27 protein-coding genes, 1 tRNA gene and 1 pseudogene are annotated in these 22,057 nt (G+C 65.4%); 12 read left to right on the top strand and 17 right to left on the bottom strand.

The window, feature by feature from the left end; genetic code table 11:
- Positions 1 to 18: 18 nt before the first annotated feature.
- Genes AB0323_RS06235 through AB0323_RS06220 form a run of 4 tightly spaced genes read left to right on the top strand, consistent with a single transcriptional unit; the run spans position 19 to position 4,176 of the window.
- A complete protein-coding gene (locus AB0323_RS06235) occupies positions 19 to 1,137 on the top strand; it encodes an iron ABC transporter permease (RefSeq protein WP_366176544.1) in 1,119 nt (372 codons plus the stop codon).
- Positions 1,134 to 1,904, top strand: a complete 771-nt coding sequence (locus AB0323_RS06230) for an ABC transporter ATP-binding protein (protein WP_366176543.1) — start codon at positions 1,134 to 1,136, stop codon at positions 1,902 to 1,904. Before AB0323_RS06235 ends, AB0323_RS06230 begins: the two co-directional genes overlap by 4 nt.
- Before the next feature lie 27 nt (positions 1,905 to 1,931).
- Positions 1,932 to 2,927 carry an ABC transporter substrate-binding protein gene (locus AB0323_RS06225; RefSeq protein ID WP_366176542.1) on the top strand — a complete coding sequence of 332 codons (996 nt, stop codon included), beginning with the start codon at positions 1,932 to 1,934 and terminating at the stop codon, positions 2,925 to 2,927.
- A gap of 1 nt (position 2,928) precedes the next feature.
- Positions 2,929 to 4,176, top strand: coding sequence for an MFS transporter (locus AB0323_RS06220; RefSeq protein ID WP_366176541.1), 1,248 nt, complete (start codon positions 2,929 to 2,931; stop codon positions 4,174 to 4,176).
- Between the two features lie 85 nt (positions 4,177 to 4,261).
- On the opposite strand, the gene AB0323_RS06215 is transcribed toward AB0323_RS06220, so the two are convergent.
- From AB0323_RS06215 to AB0323_RS06190, 6 genes are all read right to left on the bottom strand, one after another.
- Positions 4,262 to 4,561, bottom strand: coding sequence for a hypothetical protein (locus tag AB0323_RS06215; protein ID WP_364532014.1), 300 nt, complete (start codon positions 4,559 to 4,561; stop codon positions 4,262 to 4,264).
- A 37-nt stretch (positions 4,562 to 4,598) separates the two neighbouring features.
- On the bottom strand, positions 4,599 to 4,889 hold the full coding sequence (locus AB0323_RS06210; RefSeq protein WP_366176540.1) for a metalloregulator ArsR/SmtB family transcription factor: 291 nt from the start codon (positions 4,887 to 4,889) through the stop codon (positions 4,599 to 4,601).
- A 94-nt stretch (positions 4,890 to 4,983) separates the two neighbouring features.
- Positions 4,984 to 5,916 carry a metal ABC transporter permease gene (locus AB0323_RS06205; RefSeq protein ID WP_366176539.1) on the bottom strand — a complete coding sequence of 311 codons (933 nt, stop codon included), beginning with the start codon at positions 5,914 to 5,916 and terminating at the stop codon, positions 4,984 to 4,986.
- Entirely contained in the window at positions 5,913 to 6,803 is an 891-nt protein-coding gene (locus AB0323_RS06200) for a metal ABC transporter permease (protein ID WP_366176538.1), read from the bottom strand. The genes AB0323_RS06205 and AB0323_RS06200 overlap by 4 nt, the downstream gene beginning before the upstream one ends.
- Positions 6,800 to 7,633 carry an ABC transporter ATP-binding protein gene (locus AB0323_RS06195; RefSeq protein ID WP_366176537.1) on the bottom strand — a complete coding sequence of 278 codons (834 nt, stop codon included), beginning with the start codon at positions 7,631 to 7,633 and terminating at the stop codon, positions 6,800 to 6,802. Before AB0323_RS06195 ends, AB0323_RS06200 begins: the two co-directional genes overlap by 4 nt.
- Entirely contained in the window at positions 7,630 to 8,568 is a 939-nt protein-coding gene (locus tag AB0323_RS06190; protein ID WP_366176536.1) for a zinc ABC transporter substrate-binding protein, read from the bottom strand. The genes AB0323_RS06195 and AB0323_RS06190 overlap by 4 nt, the downstream gene beginning before the upstream one ends.
- Before the next feature lie 141 nt (positions 8,569 to 8,709).
- Here AB0323_RS06190 and AB0323_RS06185 point away from each other — a divergent pair, with 141 nt between their 5' ends.
- From AB0323_RS06185 to AB0323_RS06175, 3 genes are all read left to right on the top strand, one after another.
- Positions 8,710 to 9,114, top strand: coding sequence for a Fur family transcriptional regulator (locus AB0323_RS06185; protein ID WP_366176535.1), 405 nt, complete (start codon positions 8,710 to 8,712; stop codon positions 9,112 to 9,114).
- Positions 9,115 to 9,362: 248 nt separating this feature from the next.
- Complete coding sequence (locus AB0323_RS06180; protein ID WP_366176534.1) at positions 9,363 to 10,424, top strand: glycosyltransferase family 4 protein; 1,062 nt, start codon at positions 9,363 to 9,365, stop codon at positions 10,422 to 10,424.
- 86 nt (positions 10,425 to 10,510) lie between these two features.
- Complete coding sequence (locus AB0323_RS06175; RefSeq protein ID WP_366176533.1) at positions 10,511 to 12,658, top strand: glycogen debranching N-terminal domain-containing protein; 2,148 nt, start codon at positions 10,511 to 10,513, stop codon at positions 12,656 to 12,658.
- A 13-nt stretch (positions 12,659 to 12,671) separates the two neighbouring features.
- Here AB0323_RS06175 and AB0323_RS06170 read toward each other — a convergent pair whose 3' ends face one another.
- From AB0323_RS06170 to AB0323_RS06150, 5 genes are all read right to left on the bottom strand, one after another.
- Complete coding sequence (locus tag AB0323_RS06170; protein ID WP_366176532.1) at positions 12,672 to 12,995, bottom strand: hypothetical protein; 324 nt, start codon at positions 12,993 to 12,995, stop codon at positions 12,672 to 12,674.
- Positions 12,996 to 13,005: 10 nt separating this feature from the next.
- Positions 13,006 to 13,725: a GAF and ANTAR domain-containing protein gene (locus tag AB0323_RS06165; protein WP_366176531.1), complete on the bottom strand. Its 720-nt coding sequence runs from the start codon at positions 13,723 to 13,725 to the stop codon at positions 13,006 to 13,008.
- A gap of 115 nt (positions 13,726 to 13,840) precedes the next feature.
- Positions 13,841 to 14,620 carry a GAF and ANTAR domain-containing protein gene (locus AB0323_RS06160; protein ID WP_366176530.1) on the bottom strand — a complete coding sequence of 260 codons (780 nt, stop codon included), beginning with the start codon at positions 14,618 to 14,620 and terminating at the stop codon, positions 13,841 to 13,843.
- Entirely contained in the window at positions 14,617 to 14,874 is a 258-nt protein-coding gene (locus tag AB0323_RS06155; RefSeq protein WP_366176529.1) for a hypothetical protein, read from the bottom strand. Before AB0323_RS06155 ends, AB0323_RS06160 begins: the two co-directional genes overlap by 4 nt.
- Positions 14,867 to 15,622 (bottom strand): GAF and ANTAR domain-containing protein, encoded by a 756-nt coding sequence (locus AB0323_RS06150; RefSeq protein ID WP_366176528.1) that lies wholly within the window; start codon positions 15,620 to 15,622, stop codon positions 14,867 to 14,869. The genes AB0323_RS06155 and AB0323_RS06150 overlap by 8 nt, the downstream gene beginning before the upstream one ends.
- 295 nt (positions 15,623 to 15,917) lie before the next feature.
- Between AB0323_RS06150 and AB0323_RS06145 the strand changes: the two are divergent.
- From AB0323_RS06145 to AB0323_RS06125, 5 genes and pseudogenes are all read left to right on the top strand, one after another.
- Positions 15,918 to 16,094, top strand: a pseudogene (locus tag AB0323_RS06145) (DUF3040 domain-containing protein); the annotation flags it as partial.
- Positions 16,095 to 16,146: 52 nt separating this feature from the next.
- Positions 16,147 to 16,332: a hypothetical protein gene (locus tag AB0323_RS06140; RefSeq protein ID WP_366176581.1), complete on the top strand. Its 186-nt coding sequence runs from the start codon at positions 16,147 to 16,149 to the stop codon at positions 16,330 to 16,332.
- A 43-nt stretch (positions 16,333 to 16,375) separates the two neighbouring features.
- Positions 16,376 to 16,738 (top strand): SPW repeat protein, encoded by a 363-nt coding sequence (locus AB0323_RS06135; RefSeq protein WP_366176527.1) that lies wholly within the window; start codon positions 16,376 to 16,378, stop codon positions 16,736 to 16,738.
- A gap of 197 nt (positions 16,739 to 16,935) precedes the next feature.
- The gene (locus AB0323_RS06130) at positions 16,936 to 17,235 is read left to right on the top strand and encodes a hypothetical protein (protein ID WP_366176526.1); all 300 of its coding nucleotides are present in this window, start codon (positions 16,936 to 16,938) and stop codon (positions 17,233 to 17,235) included.
- An 80-nt stretch (positions 17,236 to 17,315) separates the two neighbouring features.
- A tRNA-Lys gene (locus AB0323_RS06125) sits at positions 17,316 to 17,388 on the top strand.
- Positions 17,389 to 17,424: 36 nt separating this feature from the next.
- Here the strand turns inward: AB0323_RS06125 and AB0323_RS06120 are convergent.
- The 6 genes from AB0323_RS06120 to AB0323_RS06095 form a co-directional block, all read right to left on the bottom strand.
- The gene (locus tag AB0323_RS06120; RefSeq protein ID WP_366176525.1) at positions 17,425 to 17,916 is read right to left on the bottom strand and encodes a DnaJ domain-containing protein; all 492 of its coding nucleotides are present in this window, start codon (positions 17,914 to 17,916) and stop codon (positions 17,425 to 17,427) included.
- Positions 17,852 to 18,454 carry an NAD(P)H-dependent oxidoreductase gene (locus AB0323_RS06115; RefSeq protein ID WP_366176524.1) on the bottom strand — a complete coding sequence of 201 codons (603 nt, stop codon included), beginning with the start codon at positions 18,452 to 18,454 and terminating at the stop codon, positions 17,852 to 17,854. The genes AB0323_RS06120 and AB0323_RS06115 overlap by 65 nt, the downstream gene beginning before the upstream one ends.
- 390 nt (positions 18,455 to 18,844) lie before the next feature.
- Positions 18,845 to 19,366 (bottom strand): trypsin-like peptidase domain-containing protein, encoded by a 522-nt coding sequence (locus AB0323_RS06110; RefSeq protein WP_366176523.1) that lies wholly within the window; start codon positions 19,364 to 19,366, stop codon positions 18,845 to 18,847.
- A 488-nt stretch (positions 19,367 to 19,854) separates the two neighbouring features.
- The gene (locus AB0323_RS06105) at positions 19,855 to 20,229 is read right to left on the bottom strand and encodes a hypothetical protein (protein ID WP_364531945.1); all 375 of its coding nucleotides are present in this window, start codon (positions 20,227 to 20,229) and stop codon (positions 19,855 to 19,857) included.
- A gap of 135 nt (positions 20,230 to 20,364) precedes the next feature.
- Positions 20,365 to 20,790: an Hsp20/alpha crystallin family protein gene (locus AB0323_RS06100; protein ID WP_366176522.1), complete on the bottom strand. Its 426-nt coding sequence runs from the start codon at positions 20,788 to 20,790 to the stop codon at positions 20,365 to 20,367.
- 229 nt (positions 20,791 to 21,019) lie between these two features.
- On the bottom strand, positions 21,020 to 22,030 hold the full coding sequence (locus AB0323_RS06095) for a glycosyltransferase family 9 protein (RefSeq protein ID WP_366176521.1): 1,011 nt from the start codon (positions 22,028 to 22,030) through the stop codon (positions 21,020 to 21,022).
- Positions 22,031 to 22,057: the final 27 nt, after the last annotated feature.

The raw sequence follows: 22,057 nt of genomic DNA, 5'->3' as shown, positions 1-22,057 counted from the left end.
TCCCTGGAAAGGACACCTATGCGCACCACCGCTCACCCGGGCGCCCCGGGCACGGTCCGCCTGACCGCAGCCGGTCCCGGTGCTCAAAGCACTCCACGCGCCCCGCGGGGAGTTTCCTTGCGCTTGGCCTCCGTCCTGCTGGTCATCCTGACACCGGTGGTGGTGGCCCTCGCAGTCGCCCTCGGTCCGGTGACCATCGCCCCTGGCGATGTCTTCTCGATCGTCCTCCACCACCTGTTCGGGGCTGCTCCGACGGCGGCGGCCGTCGACGACCACATCGTGTGGGAATTCCGTGTTCCGCGCGTGCTCCTTTCCCTTCTCGCCGGGGCCGCCCTGGCCGTCGCCGGCGCGGTGCTGCAGACCGTGATCCGCAACCCGCTGGCTGATCCCTATGTGCTGGGGATCGCCTCGGGGGCATCTCTCGGTGCGGTCAGTGTCCTGGTCCTGGGCGCCACGGGTGCCGGGTTCCTTGCCTCCCTGGGCGTCTCGGGTGCCGCGTTCGCGGGGGCCGTCGTGACGCTCGCGATCGTCCTGGCCTTGGGCCGCCGTCACGGCCGGCTGGACCCGCCCCGGCTGATCCTCTCCGGCGTGGCCGTGACCTACCTGTTCCAGGCCGGCACAAGCTTCCTGCAGCTGACGGCTTCCCCGGACAAACTCTCTACCGTGCTGTTCTGGCTCCTCGGTTCCGTGGCAGGGGCCAAATGGTCCGAGCTGGCGGTGCCCGCCGTCGCGGTGGTGCTATGCCTGGGATGGTTGCTGGGCCAGGGCCGCCGGCTGAACGCCCTCATGATGGGTGACGACGTTGCGTCCGCCCTCGGGATCGACCTGGCCCGCTTCCGGACCGTCCTGCTGGTGATCTGCGCGTTGCTGACCGCGCTCGTCGTCGCGGTGGCCGGCGGCGTCGGCTTCGTCGGTCTCATCGCTCCGCACTTCGTCCGGCTGCTCAGCGGCCCCAACCACCTCCGCAGCCTTCCGCTGACCTCCCTGGTGGGCGGCTTGTTCCTGGTCGTTGCGGACCTGGCCGGCCGGACCGTGGCCGCACCGCTCGAACTGCCACTCTCCGTCATCACTGCCGCCGTAGGCGTCCCTGTGTTTCTGTTTGCCTTGCTGCGCCGCCGTCCGGGGGTGCCGGCATGAGAGTCACCTTCGATTCCCTGGGGGTGCGCCTGGCAGGCCGGAACCTGGTCGGTCCCGTCAGTTTCGTCGCGGAAGCCGGCGAGTTCGTTGCCCTTGTCGGACCCAACGGGAGCGGCAAGTCGACGATCCTCAAGACGCTCTACCGGGCGATGCAGGCCACGACAGGAACCGTCCGGCTAGGCCCCGATCTGCTCGCGGAGCTGAGCCCGCGGGCGGCAGCGCAGCGGCTCGCCGTCCTTGCGCAGGAACACGGCAGCGACTTCGACTTCACCGTCCTGGATGTGGTCTCCGCCGGACTGACGCCGCGCAAGCGGATGTTCCAGACCGATACGCGCGAAGACCGTGACCTCATTGCCGCGACTCTTGCCAGAATCGGTATGGCGGAGCATGCACAGCGATCATTTTGCACGCTCTCCGGCGGCGAGAAACAACGGGTCCTGCTTGGGGCAGCCCTCGTCCAACAGCCACGAGTGCTCATCCTGGACGAACCCACCAACCACCTCGACATCGCCACCCAACTGGAGATCCTGGACTTGGTCGCCTCGCTGGGAATCACGGTCCTCGCTGCCCTGCACGACCTCAACTTGGCCGCAGCCTACTGCGACCGGGTCTACGTCATCAAAAACGGCCTCCTGGTCGACGGCGGCACTCCAGCCGAGGTCTTCCGCTCCGAACTGGTGGCTCAGGTCTTCGGGGTGGCCGTCAGTATCGGCGAGAACCCCGCGACCGGCCGACCCCATCTCTTCTTCAGTTCCAACCCCAACTGATCCACCCCAACAATGCGAAAGAGAATCATGCTCACAACCCCTGCCCCTGCCCGCCTCGGCGCGGCTGTCGTCTCCCTGGCTGTGCTGACGAGCCTCGCCCTGGGCGCATGCTCGGCCCCGGGCCCCGTTGCCGCGGCGGCCAAGGAAAGCTCCACGCCACAGCCGGTCAACGAAAAGAACTGTGGACGCCAGCTTCATTTCGACACCCCGCCCCAGCGCATCGTCTCCCTCTGGCCGGCCGTCACCGAAATGCTCATCGCGCTCGGGGTCAAGGACCGCGTCGTCGGCCAGGCCTTCACCGACCAGTCGCCGCCCCTGGCGGAGTACGCGGACGCCTACAAGTCCATTCCAGTGCTTGCGACGAACAGTGTCTCCCGCGAGCCCCTTTTGAATTCGCGTCCGGAACTGATCGTCGCCGACGGCGAATACCACTTCAACGGAACCGAACTTCCCACCATCGATGACCTGAATAAGCTGGGAGTGCAGGTCTACATCATCAGTTCCTTCTGCAACGGGCAAACGACCACCGGGCACGTCGCCGACGCCGCGACCGATCTCGCCGCACTGGGCCGGATCACCGGGGCAGAGGGCACCGCGAAAACGCTCATCGACGCCCAGGCAACCGAACTGGACAAGGTTGCGAAGAAGACCGGCGGAGCCGACCCTGTGCCGCTGGCACTGGTCCAGTTCTATGACAACGCTCTCTACGCCGACGCCCGCGGCATCTACTCGGACGTCGTCGAACGGGCAGGCGGGAAAAACATCTACGACAACGACCTTCCGGCCGGCCAGTATTACGCCCAGATCGCCGTCGAAGACCTTGCCAAAAAGAACCCGGGAACCCTTGTGTACCTGTACAACTCCGAGGAAGACAAGGCTGCCCAGCTCGCGGCGATCCGCGAGAAACTGCCCACCGTGGATGCGGTAAAGAACAACCGCCTCTACCCGCTGCCCTCCACGGATTTCATCGGCTCCCGCGCGGTGGACGGAGTGCGCGAGCTCAGCACACTGCTGCACCCCTGACATGACCAGACTCCTGACCCGGCGGCCAACCGGTCCTTTCAAGTACTTCCTGCTCTCCCGCAGCGTGTCGTGGGCAGGCAACGCCGTGTCAGCGGTCGCGCTGCCGATCCTGATGTTCCAGGAAACCGGCAGCGCGGCCATGTCCGGGCTGCTGGCGGTGTGTGAAGCCGTACCGTACCTGCTGTTCGGACTTCCCGTCGGCGCCCTGGTGGACCGCTGGGACCAGCGCCGGACCATGACCGTGACCAGCTGGCTCAGCGCCGCCGTGACGGCAACCATCCCGCTGGCCGCGGCCGCGGGAATCCTCGTCCCGATGCACCTGCTGGCCGTGGCAACACTGCTCGCCGTGCTCTTCGTCTTCTTCGATGCCGCCAGTTTCGGCACGATCCCGGCGCTTGTCGGCCGGGACGGAATTGCCGGCGCCACGGCACGCATGCTGACAGTGAGCACCGTGATCGGCATCATCGGCCCCGCCGTCGGCGGTGTCCTGACCGCGGCCATCGGCGGCGCCTGGGTCCTGGCGATCGATTCCGCCAGCTACATTGCCGGCGCCCTGATCCTGGCGCGCATCCACTGGCACCAGCCGGAGCGCGACGTCCGCCGGGGAATCGACCTGCGCGCCGAGATCGCAGAGGGGATCAGCTTCATCCGCCGCACCCCTGTCATCCGGGACCTGACCCTGGTCGGAATCGGCAATAGTTTCACGGGCGGCGCCGTCGCTGGACTGGTCGTGGTCATGGCCGCGCAAGGGCTTGGACTCAACGCCGGGGATGGAACCATCGGCCTGCTCTTCGGCGGCGCCGCCGTCGGGAGTCTGGCCGCTGCGCGTATACTGGAACCCGCGCAGACACGGTTGAGCATCGGCGCGATTACGCTCGGCGCCCTCGCCTTGAATGCGGCCTTCGTCGGTGCCTGGGCAGCCAGTACCACCCTCGCAGCAGGAATCCTCGCACTTATGGGCTGGCAGGCAACGAACTCCCTGGTCTCCCTCAATGGAATCGTGGTCCGCCAGAGCCTGACTCCCGCTTCCCTCCAAGGCAGGGTCAACACCACGGCACGCATGATCGCCTGGGGTGGCCAGCCCTTCGGCGCAGGCATCGGAGGGCTCTGCGCCGAACTCTGGGGTGTCCGGGCCGCTCTTCTTATCGCGGGAACCGGGGTGCTGCTCTCGCTGGCAGCAGGCTCACTCTCGAGCCTGCCACGGGCGGGCACGCTAGGACATGTCCGCGCCGCCACTGACATCGGCTGACCAGCGCCGTCGTCTCCGCTGGTTACGACCTGCCCGGAACAATGGCCCCGGAAATGTTCCGGGGCCATTTTCTCATTGGCAGGTCTCAGTGTTCGTCGTAGTGGCCCTCATGCTCGGCGTGCCGGTGGCCGTCATGGACGTAGTCCATATGGTCCCCATGCTGGACAGCTTCATGCGTGCAGTCTGCTCCGCCGTGCTGGTGCTCGGCCGGAGTGTGCTCGGCCGGATCGTCATGTTCGTCGTAGTGGCCTTCGTGCTCGGCGTGCCGGTGGCCGTCGTGGATGTAGTCCACGTGGTCCCCATGCTGGACCGTGACGTGTTCGCAGTCCGCTCCGCCGTGCTGGTGCTCGACGGGTGTATGTTCAGCCTTGACTTCCTCGGTCATGTTGTCCTCCTTCGCATACGCCGGGCGTGGACCGGCGCTAGCGTTCCTGGCTGTGTGTGATGGCGTCTTGGATGACGTGGGCCACGTGATGGTCGGTCAGGGAGTAGATCGTCTCGCGCCCGGACCTCGATGCCGTGACCAGATTGATCCCCCGGAGCAACCGCAGATGCTGGGAGACCAAGGGCTGAGACAGCTTCGTCGTCTCAGTCAGTGCGCTTACGGACGAGGGCTCATGCGCAAGCGCGGACAGGATGAGAAGCCGCGAGGTGGCCGACAGGGCCTTGAATAACTCTGCCGCCCCGATAAGGGACTCCTCTTCAGGATTCACATAAAGATATAAGCATGTACCTATATATCAGGTCAACGGTTTTCCACGCAGGGCTCGAGGAATCTCTGCCTACATCCAAGCACCAAGCGACACGCTACCGGTGCCGGGAACCGGCGGTCGCGCGCGCTCCCTGCCTGGTTTCGGGGTTGGAGGAATCCGGCGACGCCGGGATGCGTGAGCCGCGCGCGAGGATCCACGATGCTGCTGCTGCGGTGGCGTATTCGAGCGACGCTGCACTTGTGATGGTGAAGCTGGAGGGCAGGGTGGGCACCCAGTAGGCGAGGGCCAGCCCGGCCCAGACGGCGGCAACGGCGAGGGCGCCGGAAAGCCAGAAGGCGGTCCATGGTCTGTCAGTCAGCTTGCGGGCTGCCGCCGGGGGTGCGGCGAGTAGCCCGAAGACCAGGAGCGCGCCGACGAGCTGGCTGGCAGTTGCGGCAGTCGCGCCGAGAAGGGCCAGGAAGAAAGGGCCGAGGAACCGCACGGGGATCCCTCGGGCCGAGGCCCCGGCGGGATCCAGGGAGGCGAAGAGCAGGGGCCTGGCGATGGCGAGCAGCACCAGGATCAGGCCTGCCGCTGTCCACGCCTCGGACTGGGCCGCGGCGGAACTGATGCCCAGGATCGAGCCGAAGAGGACCTTCACGTTCGCGGTGCTGTCGCTCGTGCTGCTCCGGGTGGTGTAGATCGAGAGGAAGAACACCCCGAGCCCGAGGATCCAGGCAAAGGTCGTGCCGATGACGACGTCGTCGGATGCTCCGCGGCCGCCGAACAGACCGAGGGCGAACCCGATCCCGACAGTCGCGGTGAACAGCCCGAGGCGTAGGTCCAGGCCTGCGGCGAGGGCGGCGAGGGCTCCGGTGTAGGCGACGTGGGAGAGCGCGTCGCCTGCGAATACCTGTCCGCGGAGGACCACGAAATGCCCGACGAGCCCGGCTAGCAGGGCCACCGCGGTCCCGGCGATGAAGGCGTTCTGCATGAAGGGCTCGGAGAGTATCCACCCTCCGGTGCCGAAGGTCGCGATGCCGGTCATGCCCACACTCCCGAGTTGGGGAGAGCCCGGCGGCGGCCCCGGTGCTCGCGGCCTGCCTGCCAGGCCGTGGCGGCGACGAAGGCCGCGAAGGCCAGGGAGGCAACCCAGAACCCGATGGGGTATGGCGAGAAGTATGCGATCGATTCCCCGGCCCAGGTCGCCGCCAGGGCGATCACGACTGAGAGGACGATCCCCAGAACCGGCCTGGCGGTGAGCCGGGTTGCGGTGGCTGCGGGGGCGACGAGCAGGGAAAACACGAGGAGGCTTCCAGTGACTTGGCTGGTGCCGGCCGTAGCGACTCCCAGGAGGATGAGGAAGGCGGCCGAGATCGCTCGGACGGGGACCCCGCGGGACGCGGCGATGGCTGGGTCGATCGAGGAGAAAAGCAGTGGCCGGGCGATGCATGCCAGGACTGTGAGGCTCACCAGGCCCGCGACAGCGAGCAGGGCCACCTGGCCGGTGGTGACCCCGGTGATGGTTCCGAAGAGGAGGTTGTTCAGGCCGCCCAGGAAGCCCTTGTAGAGGCTGACGAAGAGGAACCCGCAGGCCAGGGCGAAGGCCTGGACTGTGCCGATGGCTGCTGATTCCTCGCTGGCGCCTCCGAGCTCACCCCCGGCCCGGCCGGTGGCGGGAAGCGCAGCGATGGCCAGCGCGCCGCCGATGCAGGCCACGAAGTATCCAAGCGCCGGGCTCAAGCCAAGCAGCGTCGCTCCTGCGGCTCCGGGGAATCCGATGACGGCGAGGGTGTGGCCGGCAAATGATTGCCGCCTCTGGACCATGAACCAGCCGATCGCACCGGCTGCGACTGCCACGATCGTGCCGGCCTGGAAGGCGTTGACCATGAAGGGATAGGCGAAGAGCTCCGCGAGGAAGCCTGCGGGATTCATGCGTGCACCTGAGGACCATGGGGGTGTTCGGGAGGGGCGTCGGGCTGGCCGATGACGACAAGCCTGCCCGCCCGGTCGCGCAGGACGTCTACCGGTGTGCTGTAGAGGGCGGTCAGGGCCTCGGGCGTGATCACTCGCTCCGGGGGACCTGTGATTGCGCTGCCGTGCCCGAGGTAGACCACCTGGTCGAGGTAGGGAAGGATCGGGTTCACATCGTGGGCGACCATCAGCACCGTGACACCCTCGCTTCGGCACACGCCCTGGATGAGGGCGCTCACGGATCTCTGGTTGGTTACGTCCAGGGAGTCGAGTGGCTCGTCCAGGACCAGCAGCTTTGGGCGGCGCACGAGCGCTTGGGCGATGAGCAGCCGCTGCTGCTCGCCGCCGGAACACTGCCCGATCGGCCGGTTGGCATAGTCCTCGGCGCCGACGAGCCGGATGGTTTCCCGCACCCGCGCAGAGGCCGCGCGGCCCTTCCGGCCTAGCAGCCAGCCTGGCAGAGGGGTGCCCCAGCGTTCGCCGTCCAGGCCCAGGCGCACGATATCGGTTCCGCGGATGCGCACAGACGAGCCGAAGGCGTGCCGCTGGGGCAGGTAGCCGATCGTGGACCGGTCATGCCCTGGCTTCCTGCCGAAAACGGCGACGGTCCCGGAGCTGACCGGAACCAGGCCGAGGATGGTCTTCAGCAGAGTCGACTTCCCGGCACCGTTGGGTCCGAGGACGGCCACGAACTGGCCGGCGTCGACGGTGAAATCGACGCCGGCCCAGACGGTTCGGCCCCCGACCGCAGCGGCCGCGCTGCGGAAGCGGACCGCCGGTTCGTTTGTCATTTCCCGGTGGCCTGCGCTAGCGCTTTCTCGAGGGACTTCAGTTGCGTTGTCTGCCAGTCCTGGAAGGTAGCCCCCTTGGGGCTCAAGGTCTCGGTGACTGCGCTGACGGGGATGCCGGCGGCCTTGGCTGCGTCGACCTGCGCGGCGACGTCAGGGGTGGAGTTCTGGCTGTTGAACACGTAGACCTTCAGTTGCTTGCCCGTGATCTGGGACTTGATCGTCGCCAGATCTGCCGGCGACGGGTCGGTCCCCTCGCTGATGGCTTTCAGGAAGCTGGCCGGTGTGATGAGGTTCAGCCCAAGCGCGGTTGCCATCGGGGCAAAGATGCTCTCGCTCGCCCCGACCGGCGTTCCGGCGTACTTTGCCTTGATCTCAGCGATCGTGGCGTGGTAATCCGCCAGTGCCTTTGAATCGAAATCGGCCCGCTGTGCGTCGAAGTAGGCCGCACTCGACGGATCGGCCTTCTTCAGTGCGGCCGTGATCGCGTCCGCGACTTTGCCCACGCTCTCCGGTGCGTACCATTGGTGCGGGTTGCCGTCGTCGGGGGTGCCGGTCACTGCCCCCACTTCCACCACCGACCGGTCCGCGGTCGGGTTCGCGGCCACGGCCTTTGCCGCCCAGCTGTCATAGCCGACCCCGTTCTCAACAAAGACCTTGGAGGCCGCAATGGTGCGGGCGTCTGCGGGGGTGGGCTCGTAGGCGTGCGGGTCCGTGTCCGGGTTGTTGATGATCGAGGTCGCCTGCACGTGTGTCCCTCCAAGCTCCGAAAGGATGCTTCCCCACGCATCCGTGGTGGCAGCCACGGGGATCACCTGGCTCGACGTCGCTGAAGTTCCGGTGGCCGAGGACGAGGGGGATGCACCCGTACCGCAGCCGGCAAGGGCGATCGCCGCGAGGGCGGCAACAAAAACAGCAGAGGGAGATCGACGGGACATCAGGGATCCATTCTTCGTGGCGGGGCGGCCGATGTGTGCCTTACACTTCAAATAATTACATGAGAATGGTTATCATTGTCAATCGAATTGAAGGGCCCTCCGGTTGGCGGGCCGGAGCGCACGGAAGGGGGCGTCGCGGCCGTGAACAGACGAAAGACCCGCAAGCAGGAGGCCGTGCGGGTGGCATTGGAGGGACAGGAAGGTTACCTGAGCGCCCAAGCGTTGCATCGGATCCTCGAGCAGCAAGGCACGCCGATGGGGCTCTCCACTGTCTACCGGAATCTCACCGGACTCTGCGAAGCAGGGGTTGCCGACGTGCTCCGCAGCCCCGACGGCACCGCCCTCTACCACACCTGCCACTCTCCCCAGGGAATCCATCACCACCTGGTATGCCGCTCCTGTGGCCGCACAGTCGAACTGGAACTGACGGAAGCCGACGCAGCCCTCCGCACCGCGGCCGCAGAACGGGGTTTCGTCCAGGCGGACCCCGCCTGGGATGTCTTCGGCCTCTGTGCAGCCTGCAGCACGCAGGACGCCCACCTGTAAGCCGGTCGATCGAACTAGTGCGTCCGGCGGGTGGCGGGAGGGTGGCTGGAAGGGAACCCTTGCCTCCAATTAGTAAGCATGCTTAGCTTAATGCACTCTCGGATTGTCTCACTCCGGAAGGAAGCGGGCCCGGATATCCTGGCCCCGCGCTCCGGGCCGTGCGACGCTGGGGGATAGACAACGACGGCTTTGGGTGCGTGCCAGGGCGCAGGGGGAGCCTGACCCACCATTCTATGGAGGGTAAGAAAATGCGGATAGGACTCGTTGCAGGACCGTGGATTCCAGTTCCCCCGGTGACCTACGGCGGCACCGAACGGGTAGTGGACACTCTGGCACGCGGATTTGCCCGGGCCGGGCACGAAGTGCTTTTGGCAGCGTCCTCGGACAGTCAGTGCCCAGTACCCCGAGTGCCGCAGATGCAGACCTCGGATCCGGCGGAACTTGGCTTTACTATCTCCGAACTCAGCCACGTAGTCCGGGCCTACGAGGGCCTCGGGGACGTGGACATCATCCACGACCACACACTGTCCGGCCCGCTGTACCGCTACGGACCACCCGGGGTGCCGGTAGTGACGACGATCCACGGCCCCCTCACGTCCTCGGCCAAGGACATCTACCGTGCGATCGGAAGAAGTACCTCCATCATCGCGATCTCGCGGGACCAGGCTTCCCAGGCATCCGGGGTGCCGGTCCGTCGCGTGATCCACCACGGCATTGATCTCTCGACCGTTCCCGTGGGCACCGGCCAGGGCGGCTACGTCTGCTTCGTGGGGCGGATGTGCCCGGACAAAGGCGTCCTGGAAGCGATCAGGATCGCCCGTCAGGCGGGTGTCCCACTCCGGATCGCGGCCAAGGTGCGCGAACCTGAGGAGATCCTCTATTTCGAGGAGGTGATCAAACCGATCCTCGGTCCAAACGAGGACTTCACGGGCGAATTGGACGATGCCGAGAAATACCGTCTCATGGGCGAAGCCCTCGCGTTCCTCAATCCGATTCAGTGGTCCGAACCCTTCGGCCTGGTCATGATTGAAGCACTCGCCACCGGCACGCCGGTTTTGGGGACGCCACTGGGAGCCGCGCCGGAAATCGTTTCACATGGGATAACGGGTTACCTCGCTGCCACTAACAATCTCGCAGCCTTGATCCCGGCGGCCGCGGGCCTGAGCCGGGAGCAGTGCCGGGCACGGGCGGAGCAGCAATTCAGTGCCGAGCGTATGGTGGCAGACCACCTCCGCCTGTTCGCCGACCTTATCGAAGAGCAAGGGGCGGCCGGGGTACCGGATTCGGTCGCGTTGAACCAAAATTTATAAGGGAACCGGTTTCCCGGTCCCCTTATCTGTTTTGGCGGTAATTGTCCCTGGCGCCGCCGCCGCGCTGTGAGGTGAGGAGTCCTCCCATGACGGCTTGGAACGCTGACGCCGAAACGACGATTACCGAGGCCGGTTCGGTCATTCTCGTGGAGGGATCCTCTTTCTGCATTTCCTCCCGCAGCGGCGACATCCGCCCGGACGGCGAGACGAATGGTGCGTTCTTTCAGGACACCCGGATCCTGTCACGCTGGGAACTGAACATTAACGGGTTCCCTAGAGAGCCCCTCGCTGCTCAGCGCCCCGATGCTTTCGAGGCCACTTTCGTGGGCCGGGCGAAGTGGCCGGACGGCCGCTTCGACAGTCCCTTGGTGGTCCGGCAGCAACGGCACGTCGGGCCCGGGCTCCAGGATGACATCACACTCGAGAACTTTTCCGCGGAACCGGTTGACTGCAGCATCGAGCTGCTCGTAGACGCTGACCAGGCCGACTTGTTCGACGTCAAAGGGGGCCGCCCCAACAGACATTCTGCACTGACCAGAAGCGTGCGCGGGAATGAACTGGTGGTCGAAGCCGTCAGCGACGGTCAAAGGCGGGGCTCGGCGATTCGGGCGGCAGGCGCCGAAGTCTCCCAGGATGCCCTGCGTTTCCACCCCACCATTCCGGCACGGGGCAAATGGTCCACGAGCGTCATTGTGGTCCCGCTGGTCAATCGCGTGTCTCCGGACGAGACTTTTACGGAGGCGGGGATGCCACGCCTCCGGACAGGGGTCAAGCGGCACCGGGCCTGGGAGAAAAGCGTTCCACCCATCACGCTGGGCGAGAGCAGTGTCGAGGCGACGCTGCGGTGGAGCCAACGCGATCTGGGCTCCCTGCGGATTTTTGATCCCGGCCACCCGGAGCGCGTGGCGGTGGCCGCAGGCGCTCCGTGGTTCATGGCCCTGTTCGGTCGGGATGCACTGCTGTCCTCATACATGGCGCTCCTGATCGACCCGGATCTGGCCTCGGGCACCCTGCAGACCCTGGCGGACATCCAAGGCACTAAAGTTGACCACGACTCCGAGGAGGAACCCGGCCGCATTCCGCATGAAGTCCGGCTCGGGGTCACCCCCGGTCTGTCCCGGAGCGGAAAGGCCTACTACGGCACAGTGGATGCCACGCCATTGTTCGTCGGAGTGCTGGGTGAGCTCAGCCGCTGGGGGCTCTCCGAAGACATTATCGAGGCCCTGCTGCCGCACGCGGACCGGGCCCTGGACTGGATCCAGGACTACGGCGACCGCGACGGCGACGGTTTCGTGGAATACCGCCGAGCCACCGACCACGGGCTGGCCAACCAGGGATGGAAGGACTCGTGGGACGGGATCAATTTCGCCGACGGGACGATAGCCGAGGCGCCCATCGCCCTCTGTGAAGTCCAAGGCTATGTCTACTCCGCCTACCTGGCACGAGCCGGCATAGCCCGGGCGGCAGGGGAAAGGAAAACGGAGCAGCACTGGGCAGCCCGGGCCGCCGTGCTGAAGGAGGAGTTCAACAAAAGGTTCTGGCTACCGGACAAGGGATATTTCGCCATCGCCCTGGACAGGGACAAGAAACCGGTGGACTCCTGCGCGTCGAACATGGGCCACTGCCTCTGGACAGGCATCGTCGACGAGGAAAAAGCGCCATCGGTTGTGCGACGCCTGATGTCACGGGAGATGTTCACCGGCTGGGGGATCCGAACCCTGGCTTCAGACATGGGCGCCTACAACCCCGTCAGCTATCACAACGGCTCGGTCTGGCCGCATGACACCGCCCTGGCCGCTACCGGAATCATGAGATACGGCTTCGTTGACGAAGCGAAGAAGGTGGCGCGCGGTGTTTTGGAAGCGGCCGCGCATTTCGACGGCCAGCTCCCGGAACTGTTTTGCGGTTTCGACCGATCCGAATTCCACGCCCCGGTGTCCTACCCGACAGCGTGCGCACCCCAAGCGTGGGCAGCCGCGACCCCGGTCCAGCTGATGCGGATCCTGCTGAGATTCGATCCTGACCTGACGCGCGATGTGGTCCATCTTGCCCCGATCCTTCCGGAGGAATTCGGGGATTTCAAAGCCGAGGATGTGAAGCTGGCCGGATCCCGTATCACCCTCAGTGCGAAGGGAAGCGAGGGCAGCATCGAGGGCCTGCCAGCGGACCTGAAGCTGCTGAAGGAACCGCGACCCCCGTTGGATACGCAGCTCGGCGGACAGTCCGGGGACTAGAAAAACATGCTGTTCAGGGGTCCGAGCCTGGTTCCTGCTCTGGGTCTTTCCCGGGTTGCTGCCTCGGAGAGTGCCCGTCAGGTCCGAGCTCGTCGGAGTAGGGTGCGTGGCCTTGGGCGAGTGTGTCGATGAGTTCGTTGGCGGCCATGGCCAGGAGGTCGCGTTGGAGGACGGGCAGCGAGAGGAGGCCTTGGAGGTAGGCTTCCACCTCGTACTCGCCCACTTCGCCGCCGAGGCTGAAGTATTTGAGCCACAGTTCGCCGACGTTGATTTGTGCTGATTTCATGGCAGCGGCCAGCATGCGCTGTTGTTGTCGTTCGTGCGGATCGAAGCCCACGGGCCTGCCCTTAGTTCGAGACGGCCGGTATTCCGGCGAGGAGATCGGCGCTGATCTGGCCCAGTGTGCTGTTTTGCCGCCGGGCCCGGCGCATCAGTACGGCAAGGGCCATGTCCGCGGTCAGGCAGTGGCGCTGCATCAGGATGCCGCAGGCCTGGTTGACCAGGTCGCGGCTGTGCAGGGACGCCGCCAGGGCTTCGCTGATGCGGTGCGGTGCTTCGCTGGACTGGATGTTCGCAAGCAGCGTTGCGGCGGGGGCGGCGAAGAGTTCCAGCACCCGCGCGGCGTCCTCACCGAAAGCGCCGGCGTGGTCCGAGTAGATCTTCAGGGCGCCGATGCATTCCTGTCCTGCGAGCAACGGGGTGCTGATAACCGAACGGATGGGCAGGTCTTTCACGGCGGCGGTCCAGTCCGGCCAGCGCGGGTCTGTTGCGATGTCCCGCACGGTCACCGTTTCTTCCGTGGCCCAGGCTGTCAGGCACGGTCCTTGGCCCAGGTCGTACTGGAGGGCATCCGCGCGGGTGACCGTTTGGTCCGTGGACGCGCTGCTGGTCCGCCTGCCTCGGGAATCCAGGATGGAGACCCCTGCGCCGGTGGCCCCGGTCACGGAGTCCTTGATGGCCCGGGCGAGCAACCGCACGGCGCGGTCCACTTTCTCTTCGGTGAGCAGCAGGCCCTGGATCCGGGCAATAACGGTGGATAGCTCATCCAGCGGGAGTTTCCGCGCCATGGTCCTCATTCATCTAGGTCGAGTGCAACGCCCGCAAGGTTCCCGTGAAGGTATTCCCGTCCTGCGCGGTGGTGCGCTGTTCTTAGCTTAGCCCGCCGCTTTCCCCACGATCCGGCTATTCCTCGAAGTGCAGTACTACGTCGGTTTCACCCGAGATGGAGGCAATGACTTGCGCGGCGATGTCGCGGAGCTTCATGTTTCGGTTGTTGGATGCCTGGGTCAGCACTTTGAAGGCAGCGTCCCGGCCGCAACGGTTTTGCGCCATGACAATTCCGACGGCGGTATCGATGGTCGAGCGGGACTGCATGGCCGCGGTAAGGTCGTCCCGTGCATCGCGCAGGTGTGCGATCCTCAGTGCCAGGCGCAGGGATTTCGCGGCGCCCCCGGCCAACGCTTCCGCAGTGCTGATGTCCGGGCCCGAAAAACCGTGGGTGTTGTCCGAGTAAAGGTTCATCACGGCCTCGGCTTCGCCCGCCATTTCAAGCGGCACTGCCAGGATCGAGCCGATGCCGTGCCGCCGAACAACTTCCATGTAGTCGGTCCAGCGGCTATCACGCCGGGTATCGGGCACGAAAATCACTGAACCGTGTCGAAGGGCTGTCAGGCAGGGACCGTTTCCGTACCCGTTCTGCAATTCATCGAGGGTCCGGCCCCGTGCATCGCTGCTGGCAGTGGCAACTCCTCTCTTCCTCCGTATAACGGTGATACTGCAGGTGACTGAGTTGTTCGCGGTCGAGAGCACGTCCGAGGCCACGGTGGCTAATTCGGTCAGGAAGTCCCCGACGTCGATGCTGTCCAGGACCAGGTCCTGGAGGGTGTAGCCAAGATCCTGGTCCGGATGCGGGGCCAGACCCGCCAACGACCTGTGGGTGCGTGTGTGCTCCTGACCATTCACGTCCCTGCCGTCCCTTCGGCGTCCATTTCCTGGATTGCCAAGGCCAGAAGGTTCATTTGGGAGGGTGGGAGGTCGCCAAGTTCGTGAAGGTAGGCATCCAAGGCCATTTCGTCCGCATCCCCGCCGATCCCGTAGAAGTAGGTCCACAACCTGGCCAGGCCCGTGCTGCCGTCGCGGTACCAGACGGCAGCGCATCGCCGTTGCTCGGACGCCCGCTCAGGAATTCCCGGACCCGGTGCGTCCCAGTCATTCATCGGGGGCCCGGGACGAAGTGGAGGAACCGGACGGGGGAGTCGGGCCCGGAGGGGAAGAGGTGTGCAGGATGTCGGTGGCGATCTCGTGAAGGCGGCGGTTGCTGTCCCGCGCCGCGATCTGGAGGAGTTCCATTGCCCGGTCCCGTCCGCACCGGTTATGGAGCATGATCAAGGATATCGCCGCGTCCACCACCGCGCGTGACTGCAGGGCCGAACGCAGGTGTTCCGGATAAGGTTCGGGGACATGGAGGCGCAGGGCCAGCCTCAGCGTCTTGGAAATGGTTTCGGCATGCTCCTCTACGGCGACCGTCATGGCGTCGTCGAAGGTCCCCGGAGCGTAGGCGTAGCAGTTCAGCGCAGCGCGCGATGACGGGTCGGTTTGGATGGGTACCGCGAGGACCGAGCGTATGCCTTCGCCGTGCACCGCCCGTGCGTACCCTGCCCAGCGGCCGTTGCCTTGCAGATCGTCAATGAGCACCCGGTGCCGGTGACGCAATGCGGTAAGGCAAGGGCCGTCGTCGAAAGCGTATTGTTTTTCGTCCAGGCGCCGCGCCTTCTCGGTGCTGCTGGCTACGGTGGAGGGCCCGCCGTCACGCTCGACCGTGATGGCACACAACACGCGCTCCCGTCCGCCCAGCATCGATGCTGAGATGGTGACCAAGCCGAGAAGGAATTCCGTGAAGCCGGGACTTTCGAGCAGGAGGTCCTGCAATTGTTCCGTTGTAGGTGATGCGTCAATGCGGGCCATGCGGCCTCGATTCCAAGGGATGCCCAGGGTCCCAACCCCGGGCCTTGGCCGTGATTGCTTCCGCCGTTCACAGCCCTGGCATTCAAATCCCCGGATCCGACCACCATCCCGAAATCTCTTAAGTCGACACTACGCCTCCGGAGCCGGTTTGGACACCGCACCCAAGACGCCCTCTTGATCTGCCCTCCTTCCAGTGCTATAAAAAATCTATAGCAGCGACTGCACAAGTTGGCTGGAGGATTCGCATCGCTCGTTACGGGAGTGAGGAAAACATGACGATGCGGGGGGGCAAGCGATGGCGCTGTCGGAGTATGAGCGCAGGCGCCTCCAGGCTCTGGAAGCGGATCTGGCTGCCCAGGACCCTGCCCTCGCCCGGGAACTGGCCTCGGGGACGCCTTCCGGACTGTGGCTTCGCAAGTGGGCCGGCGTTTTCGTCGCCCTGGGAGGTATGGGCCTGTTGATTCTGGGCATCGCGGTGCACGTCCCGGTTCTGGGCATCCTGGGCTTCCTGTTGATGATCGGCGGTGCGTGCGGATACCCACGACGCCGGCTGGCCGGTTCCGGGCCGGGACAGGGACAAGAACCAGGACAAGGAGCACCAGGGGAAGGAGCGCCAGGACAAGGGCCAGGGCAAGGAGCGCCGGGAAGATGACGAGGCATGGATCTCAGGGCCGGCCATGAAGAGTTTCTGCCGCACCGATGAGTCGTGAGTGGGCCGGGCAGGGCTCCTCACATCTAGAAAGGTGGTTTCCTATGAAGAAATGGACACGATGGCAGGATTGGGTCACGGTTGCCGCCGGGCTCTATGCTGCGCTATCGGTCATCTGGACCAAGGCGGCCGGTGGTTCGACTGCCTTGATGCTCGTGTTCGGCGCTTTGCTGGTCATTAGCGGTGTCATCAATCTGGCCATGCCCGGAACGCCGGCCATGGAGTGGATCCAGGCAGCCTTCGGCGCCCTGTTGTTCCTTTCCCCGTGGCCGGGTTCCTACGCCATGCAAACCGGGGTGGCCTGGACGTCCTGGATCACCGGCCTGGTGGCGCTCGTCGTCACCGCGACGGCCATCAAGCCCAGCACCGAGGAACACCGGCACCACATGGTCAGCCCTTCGCACTGAGCCGCGAGCCCGGGGCTCGCTGGACAGCCCGAACGGCGAAACGGTGGGAACACGGGCCGGCGGGTACCAACAGGACCTGCCGGCCGCGCCGGCGCACCGGGTGCGTCCTTGGTCCAGCAGGCGATCCGGGCCTGAATATCCCCGGAAGTCCTTCGCCCGCAGGGGATTCGTTCCGATAGATCCAGAGGAGATTGACGATGAACATCGAGCCGGAGGAAATCGGCCCGGAAGTACCCGAAGCCGACGCACTCGAGCAGCACACAGCGGTCCTGCCGCTAATCGAAGAAGAACCGATGGAGGCAAACCGGGCACCCGAGGGGGTGCCGCAGGAGGACTTCATCGACCAGCGCACGGACGTGCAGCCCGGCAGCGCAGACTACGACGGGATAGCCGCCACGGAAGCGGAAGCCGCCGAAGCTGACCTCATCGAGCAGGCAAGGGGGCTCTCCGTCGACAACGAAGACGAATACCCGGAAGCCTACGAAAACGGAGACTGACAGCACAGGTTCAAAGCCGGTCTTTGGCGCAATTTCGGTCGTGCGAAGGTTTACACCGACCGCGCCCTCAAGGCCGGTTTGCATCCGTAGCTCAGTGGTCAGAGCAGGGGACTTTTAATCCTCGGGTCGTGGGTTCGAACCCCACCGGATGCACCGTTGGCGCGACTAAGATTGAGTGGCCGATTCAATTCAATGAAGGATCCACCACGGGATCCGGTACCCGCCCGGTGCGGATCCTTCTTCGTCCCGTGCTGCTCGGCGTTCCGGCAATTGGTGGAAGAGATCCCATGGGCTCGTGGGCTGCTGTCCGTGGGCTTGGCCTGCGGGGGGTTCCCAGCGCACGGGGCCAATGATGAGGGCAGCGCCGGAGGGTCCTTGCGATGAGCGGACGGAGGGTCCTTGTGGGTTTCGCGGGGATGGAACGTTTTCGGGCCGCGGGGATCCCGCCCGCTGCCGGTCGTACGCGGCCCGTTTGACCGGGTCGCGGAGGATCGCGTAGGCGTCCATGATGTCGCGCAGTTCTTGTGCGCCGGTGTCCGGGCCTGCGGCCACGGCTCGGGGGGCGCGGGTGTCTGGATGGTGGGCGCGAACAAGTGCCCGGTAGGCGCGGCTGACTTCACGCGCCGTGGCTGCCGGATCCAGGCGGAGGACCTTGTAGGGGTCCGGGCTGTGTTCTTTCATGGTTCCGCTTTCCGTGCGAACATTCCCTCCAGGACCGCCGGTTTGCTATGGTGGCTGGTATAGATTTTTTATAGCACCGGCGCCCATTTGGTGCAAGGGAGGAATTGGCCGGCATCCGCATGGTCCTTGAGCGTGAAGCGGTGAACCGGCGGCTGGAACGGGAGCTGGCGGCGGCCCGGACCCCGCCGGCGCTTCCGTAGGAGACGAATCCGGCGGCTTTGTTGTTCCATTCCGCGTAGAGGAAGTCCAGGGCGTTTTTCAACACCCCGGGAACCGAGTGGTTGTATTCAGCGGTGACAAAGATGAAGCCGTCGAAGCGGGAGATCGTTTGCGCCCAGGCCTTGGTGTGCTCGTGCTTGTAGTCCCCGAGGGATGGAGGCAGCGGCTCGTCCAGCAGCGGCAGCTTGTGCTCGGCCAGATCCAGGATTTCGAAGTCCGCGCCTCCGCGTGTTGTTGCCCGGGAGAATACCCAGTCCGCCACTTGCCTGCTCCGGCGCCCGGGCCGGGTGCTTCCGACCACCACGGCGACCTTGACCATGCAAACCACTCCTTTTCTTCTCGGTTTTCACGCACAGTGCGCTTTTTGGGTTTGGGTTTGGGCCGGCGACGCGGGGATCGATTTTCCGGCGTCGGAGGCCCTCTTGTTCAGCCGCTGTTTGAGGTGTCTCCCAGCATGGCGTTGAACGTCTTGGTGTCGGTTCCGCGCTGGGCAGTGATGGCGGCCTGCTGGCCGGGTTGGGCCTGCGCAGGGCTGCGAGCAGGTCGGTGACTTCGGCGATCTTCTGCCCGGCGAAGGAGGTGATGATGTCCCCTGTCCGGATGCCGGCCTTGTCGGCCGGGCCTCCGGGTGAAACCTGGATGACCAGTGCTCCAGTGGTGGTTGGCAGGTTGAAGCGCTGGACGATTTCGGGAGTGAGGTCGGCCGGGATCAGCCCAAGGACGGCGTGGGAGGCTTTCCGTTCTTCAGCAGCTGGTCCGCGACGTTCGTGACGGTGGCCGAGGGCGTGACAAAGCCGATGGCCACAGCTCCCGAGCTCGGAGGCAAGTACGCCTCGGACAGCCCGATGATCTGGCCTTTGTTGTCGGCGACGGCTCCACCTGAATTTCCCGGCGAGATAGGAGCGTCGGTCTGGATCAGGTCAAGGGCCCCTTGGGGTTGTTCCCGGGAAGGCGGCATGTTCCGGTGAAGCCCGGAGACAATCCCCGAGGTGACAGTGTCTTCCAGGCCCACAGGGGTACCGATCACCACCGTCAGGTCCCCGGCCTCAGGCGTGGCGGTCGAGAACCGCGCCGCGGGAAGATTCGACCGCTCTGCCCTGATGACTGCTACGTCCGTGGGGTCGTCCACGGCAAGCACCGAGGCGCTGGTCCGGGTGCCATCGGCCAGCTGGACCTGAACGCTCGTGTCGGGCTGTCTCTGCTGGTCCTCGACAACGTGCGCATCGGTCACGATGCTGCCGTCGCTGCGTAGATCAAGCCACTGCCGATCAAGGCCACATTGCCGCTGATGCCCCTGAAACCGGACATCCCTGCTCCCTTCCTTCAGCTGCCCAGCCCGCCGCTGCAGGCCCGTCTCCTTTCGCCGCACGTGGCCGGTGCAGGGAAATTGCACCCTTCTTTCCTTTCGTTTCCGGACAAACGCCAGCCAGACGCAAGGCCGTGCGGAACGCGTCCTTAGGAAGGGGTACCTTCCAGTTCAGGGCGCACCAGCTGACGTAGAGCCCGTAGCAGGCCTCGGCGCGGGGTACTGAGCCGTCTGCCATAACTGCGATGAGGCACTCCTGAAGGAACCGGCGGATCTGTGGAGGCGTCATGGCATTCCCCGGAATGTCACCCAGCGCCCGGACCGCGGCGAGAGTCCTCCGCCCCGCGGTTGATCCGCGGGATGGTGCTGCCGTGCTTGCGGGGTAGTGCATCCGCTTGGTCATTGGCCGGATTTCAGGGCTGGGTTCCATAGATGAATTCCTTGGCGTGCGCGACGGCCTTTCGGAAAGCGTCGTTGCGCAGGGTGGCTTGCTCTTTGTTCCTGGGATCGGTTTCGAGGTAGTTCGTGAAGCCGGGCCGCAGGACCCAGATGTCGCCGGCCGGTGGCAGGTAGAACACTCCGAAGGAGCGGTGCTGGGGGTCCTCGGTCCAGATGGGCACGACAGCGACGGCGGCTCCGGTGTCCGGGTTGATCCATTGGGCGCGCGGCATGGGTTCTTCATGGGTTTCGGGGTCCAGGAACGGAGCTGTTCCTTTGCCCCACCGTTTTTCAAAGCGTTCGTAGAACGCAGGCATCAACTGGCTGTCGTACGGACGCCAGGCACTCATCAGGATCTCCTTCGTGCTTCGAGGTATGCCGCGTGGGCGGGGGACGGGGATGGTCCCCGGTCCGTTCAGCCGGGGACCATCGTTGCGGGAGTTATCCTCGGGCCCCATCTATCTCTGCGCTGGCTGCGCCGGTGCTCAGGCGCTGATCTCCTGGCGCTGTTTTCCGCCGGTTTCGATTTCGATGTGGCGCGGCTTCGCTTTCTCCGCCACCGGGATGCGCAGGGTCAGGACTCCGGCGTCGTAGCTTGCCTTGACGCCGTTGGTGTCCAGCGCGTCGCCGAGGATGAGCTGGCGGCTGAAGACGCCGCGGGGGCGTTCGGAGGCGATCAGTTCCGTGCCCTCGCTGACAGGGTCCGGGCGTTCGGCCTTGACGGTCAGCACGTTGCGTTCGACGTCGATGTCCACCGAGTCCACGTTGACTCCCGGCAGATCGAAGGCGACCACGAAGTCCTCGCCTTCGCGCCAGGCGTCCATCGGCATGGCTGCCGGCCTTGTGGCGGTGCCGAGCACTTGTTCGGCAAGCCGGTCGAATTCACGGAACGGGTCCGTTCGCATCAGCATGGTGTGTCACTCCTTGCAGATCGCAGCTTTTGTTGTCACCCAGCCGATCTATGGTGGCTGGTATATATTTCTTATATCACCGCGGGTGGGTCAGGGCAAGGCTCATTTTGGAAAGATTTGGGCGCGCTCGATGACCGCGCAGAGCACTGCGGACGACGGGCTGAAGCGTGGATCGATCTCCGGCGGGGCCGGGCAAAACTCGTCCGCGTCAGTCGTCACTGAGCCTGAGTCAAGCGACGCCAAGCCTGGATAGCGCACGCAGCACGTCCTCGACGGTGACCGCGAGCAAGGCCGGGTCGGGTGAATCCGCGAAAGGATCGCCCCTGCGTTTCGTGGCATCCGTCAACACGGCGTGGGGGCCCGAAGGTGGCGGCCCCCACCGGCTCGCGGCGGCCGGCCCGAAGATGACTGCCGACGGCGTCGCGAAGGCGCTGGCAAGATGGGCCGCTCCGGTGTCGCCGGATACGAGTAGACGGGCGTTGGCCAGTGTTGCGGCGAATTCTTCGAGGTCCTGCCGTCCCGCGAGGATCTGGCCGTCGTCCAAGCCGGCGAGCCTGGCCACGGCCCGTGCCCGATGCTGATCGGCCTTTCCCCCGGTGAGTGCAACCCGGTGGCCGTGCCCCTCCAGTTCCCGGGCTACTTCAGCAAAGCGATCCACCGGCCAGAGCCTGCTTCCGGATGCCGCTCCGACGTGCAGCACCGACGCCCCAAGCGGGATTATTGCCGAGCCGTGGGCGGCGGGCATTGCCAGCCGGAAGTCCTCAGGGTCGCCCTCGATCCCGTACCAGTCCAGCATCCTGACCCAGCGCTCGCGCTCGTGGAGCTCCTCCATCCACGGGGCTCCCTCCGCCTGGGTTGATCGGCCGAAAGCCGGTCCCGAGCCTGGGCCCTGCACGGCATGGCCCAAATACCGGGACGGCTTGGACGCGAGGACTGCGTCCCGGCTCTGCTGCCCGTTTCCATGCAGGTTGACTGCGACGTCGGGTGGTTCGATTTCGGCCAGGGCGGTCGTTGTGGCCGGCCCCAATCCGGCTACGGGGAGATGCCGGTCGGCAATGCCGGTCATTTTCACGATCGGCGAAAGCCACGGCGCGGTGGCAAGGACCAGGAAGTGTGCGGAGAAATGCCGCCTCAGGGCCCGCAATGCGGGGACTGCCACGAGAAGGTCTCCCAGGCCCAGGGCCCGGAGGATCAGGAGGCCGGGAGCTGTGCTTCCCGGCGGGTCCCCTGGCTTGTTCACATTTCACCCTTCCTAAAAGCTAAGCAA

It is taken from the genome of Arthrobacter sp. NPDC080031, assembly GCF_040702485.1.
Lineage (GTDB): Bacteria > Actinomycetota > Actinomycetes > Actinomycetales > Micrococcaceae > Arthrobacter.
The sequence above is the reverse complement of the archived record's forward strand: the minus strand, read 5'-3'. Positions and strand labels throughout refer to the sequence as shown.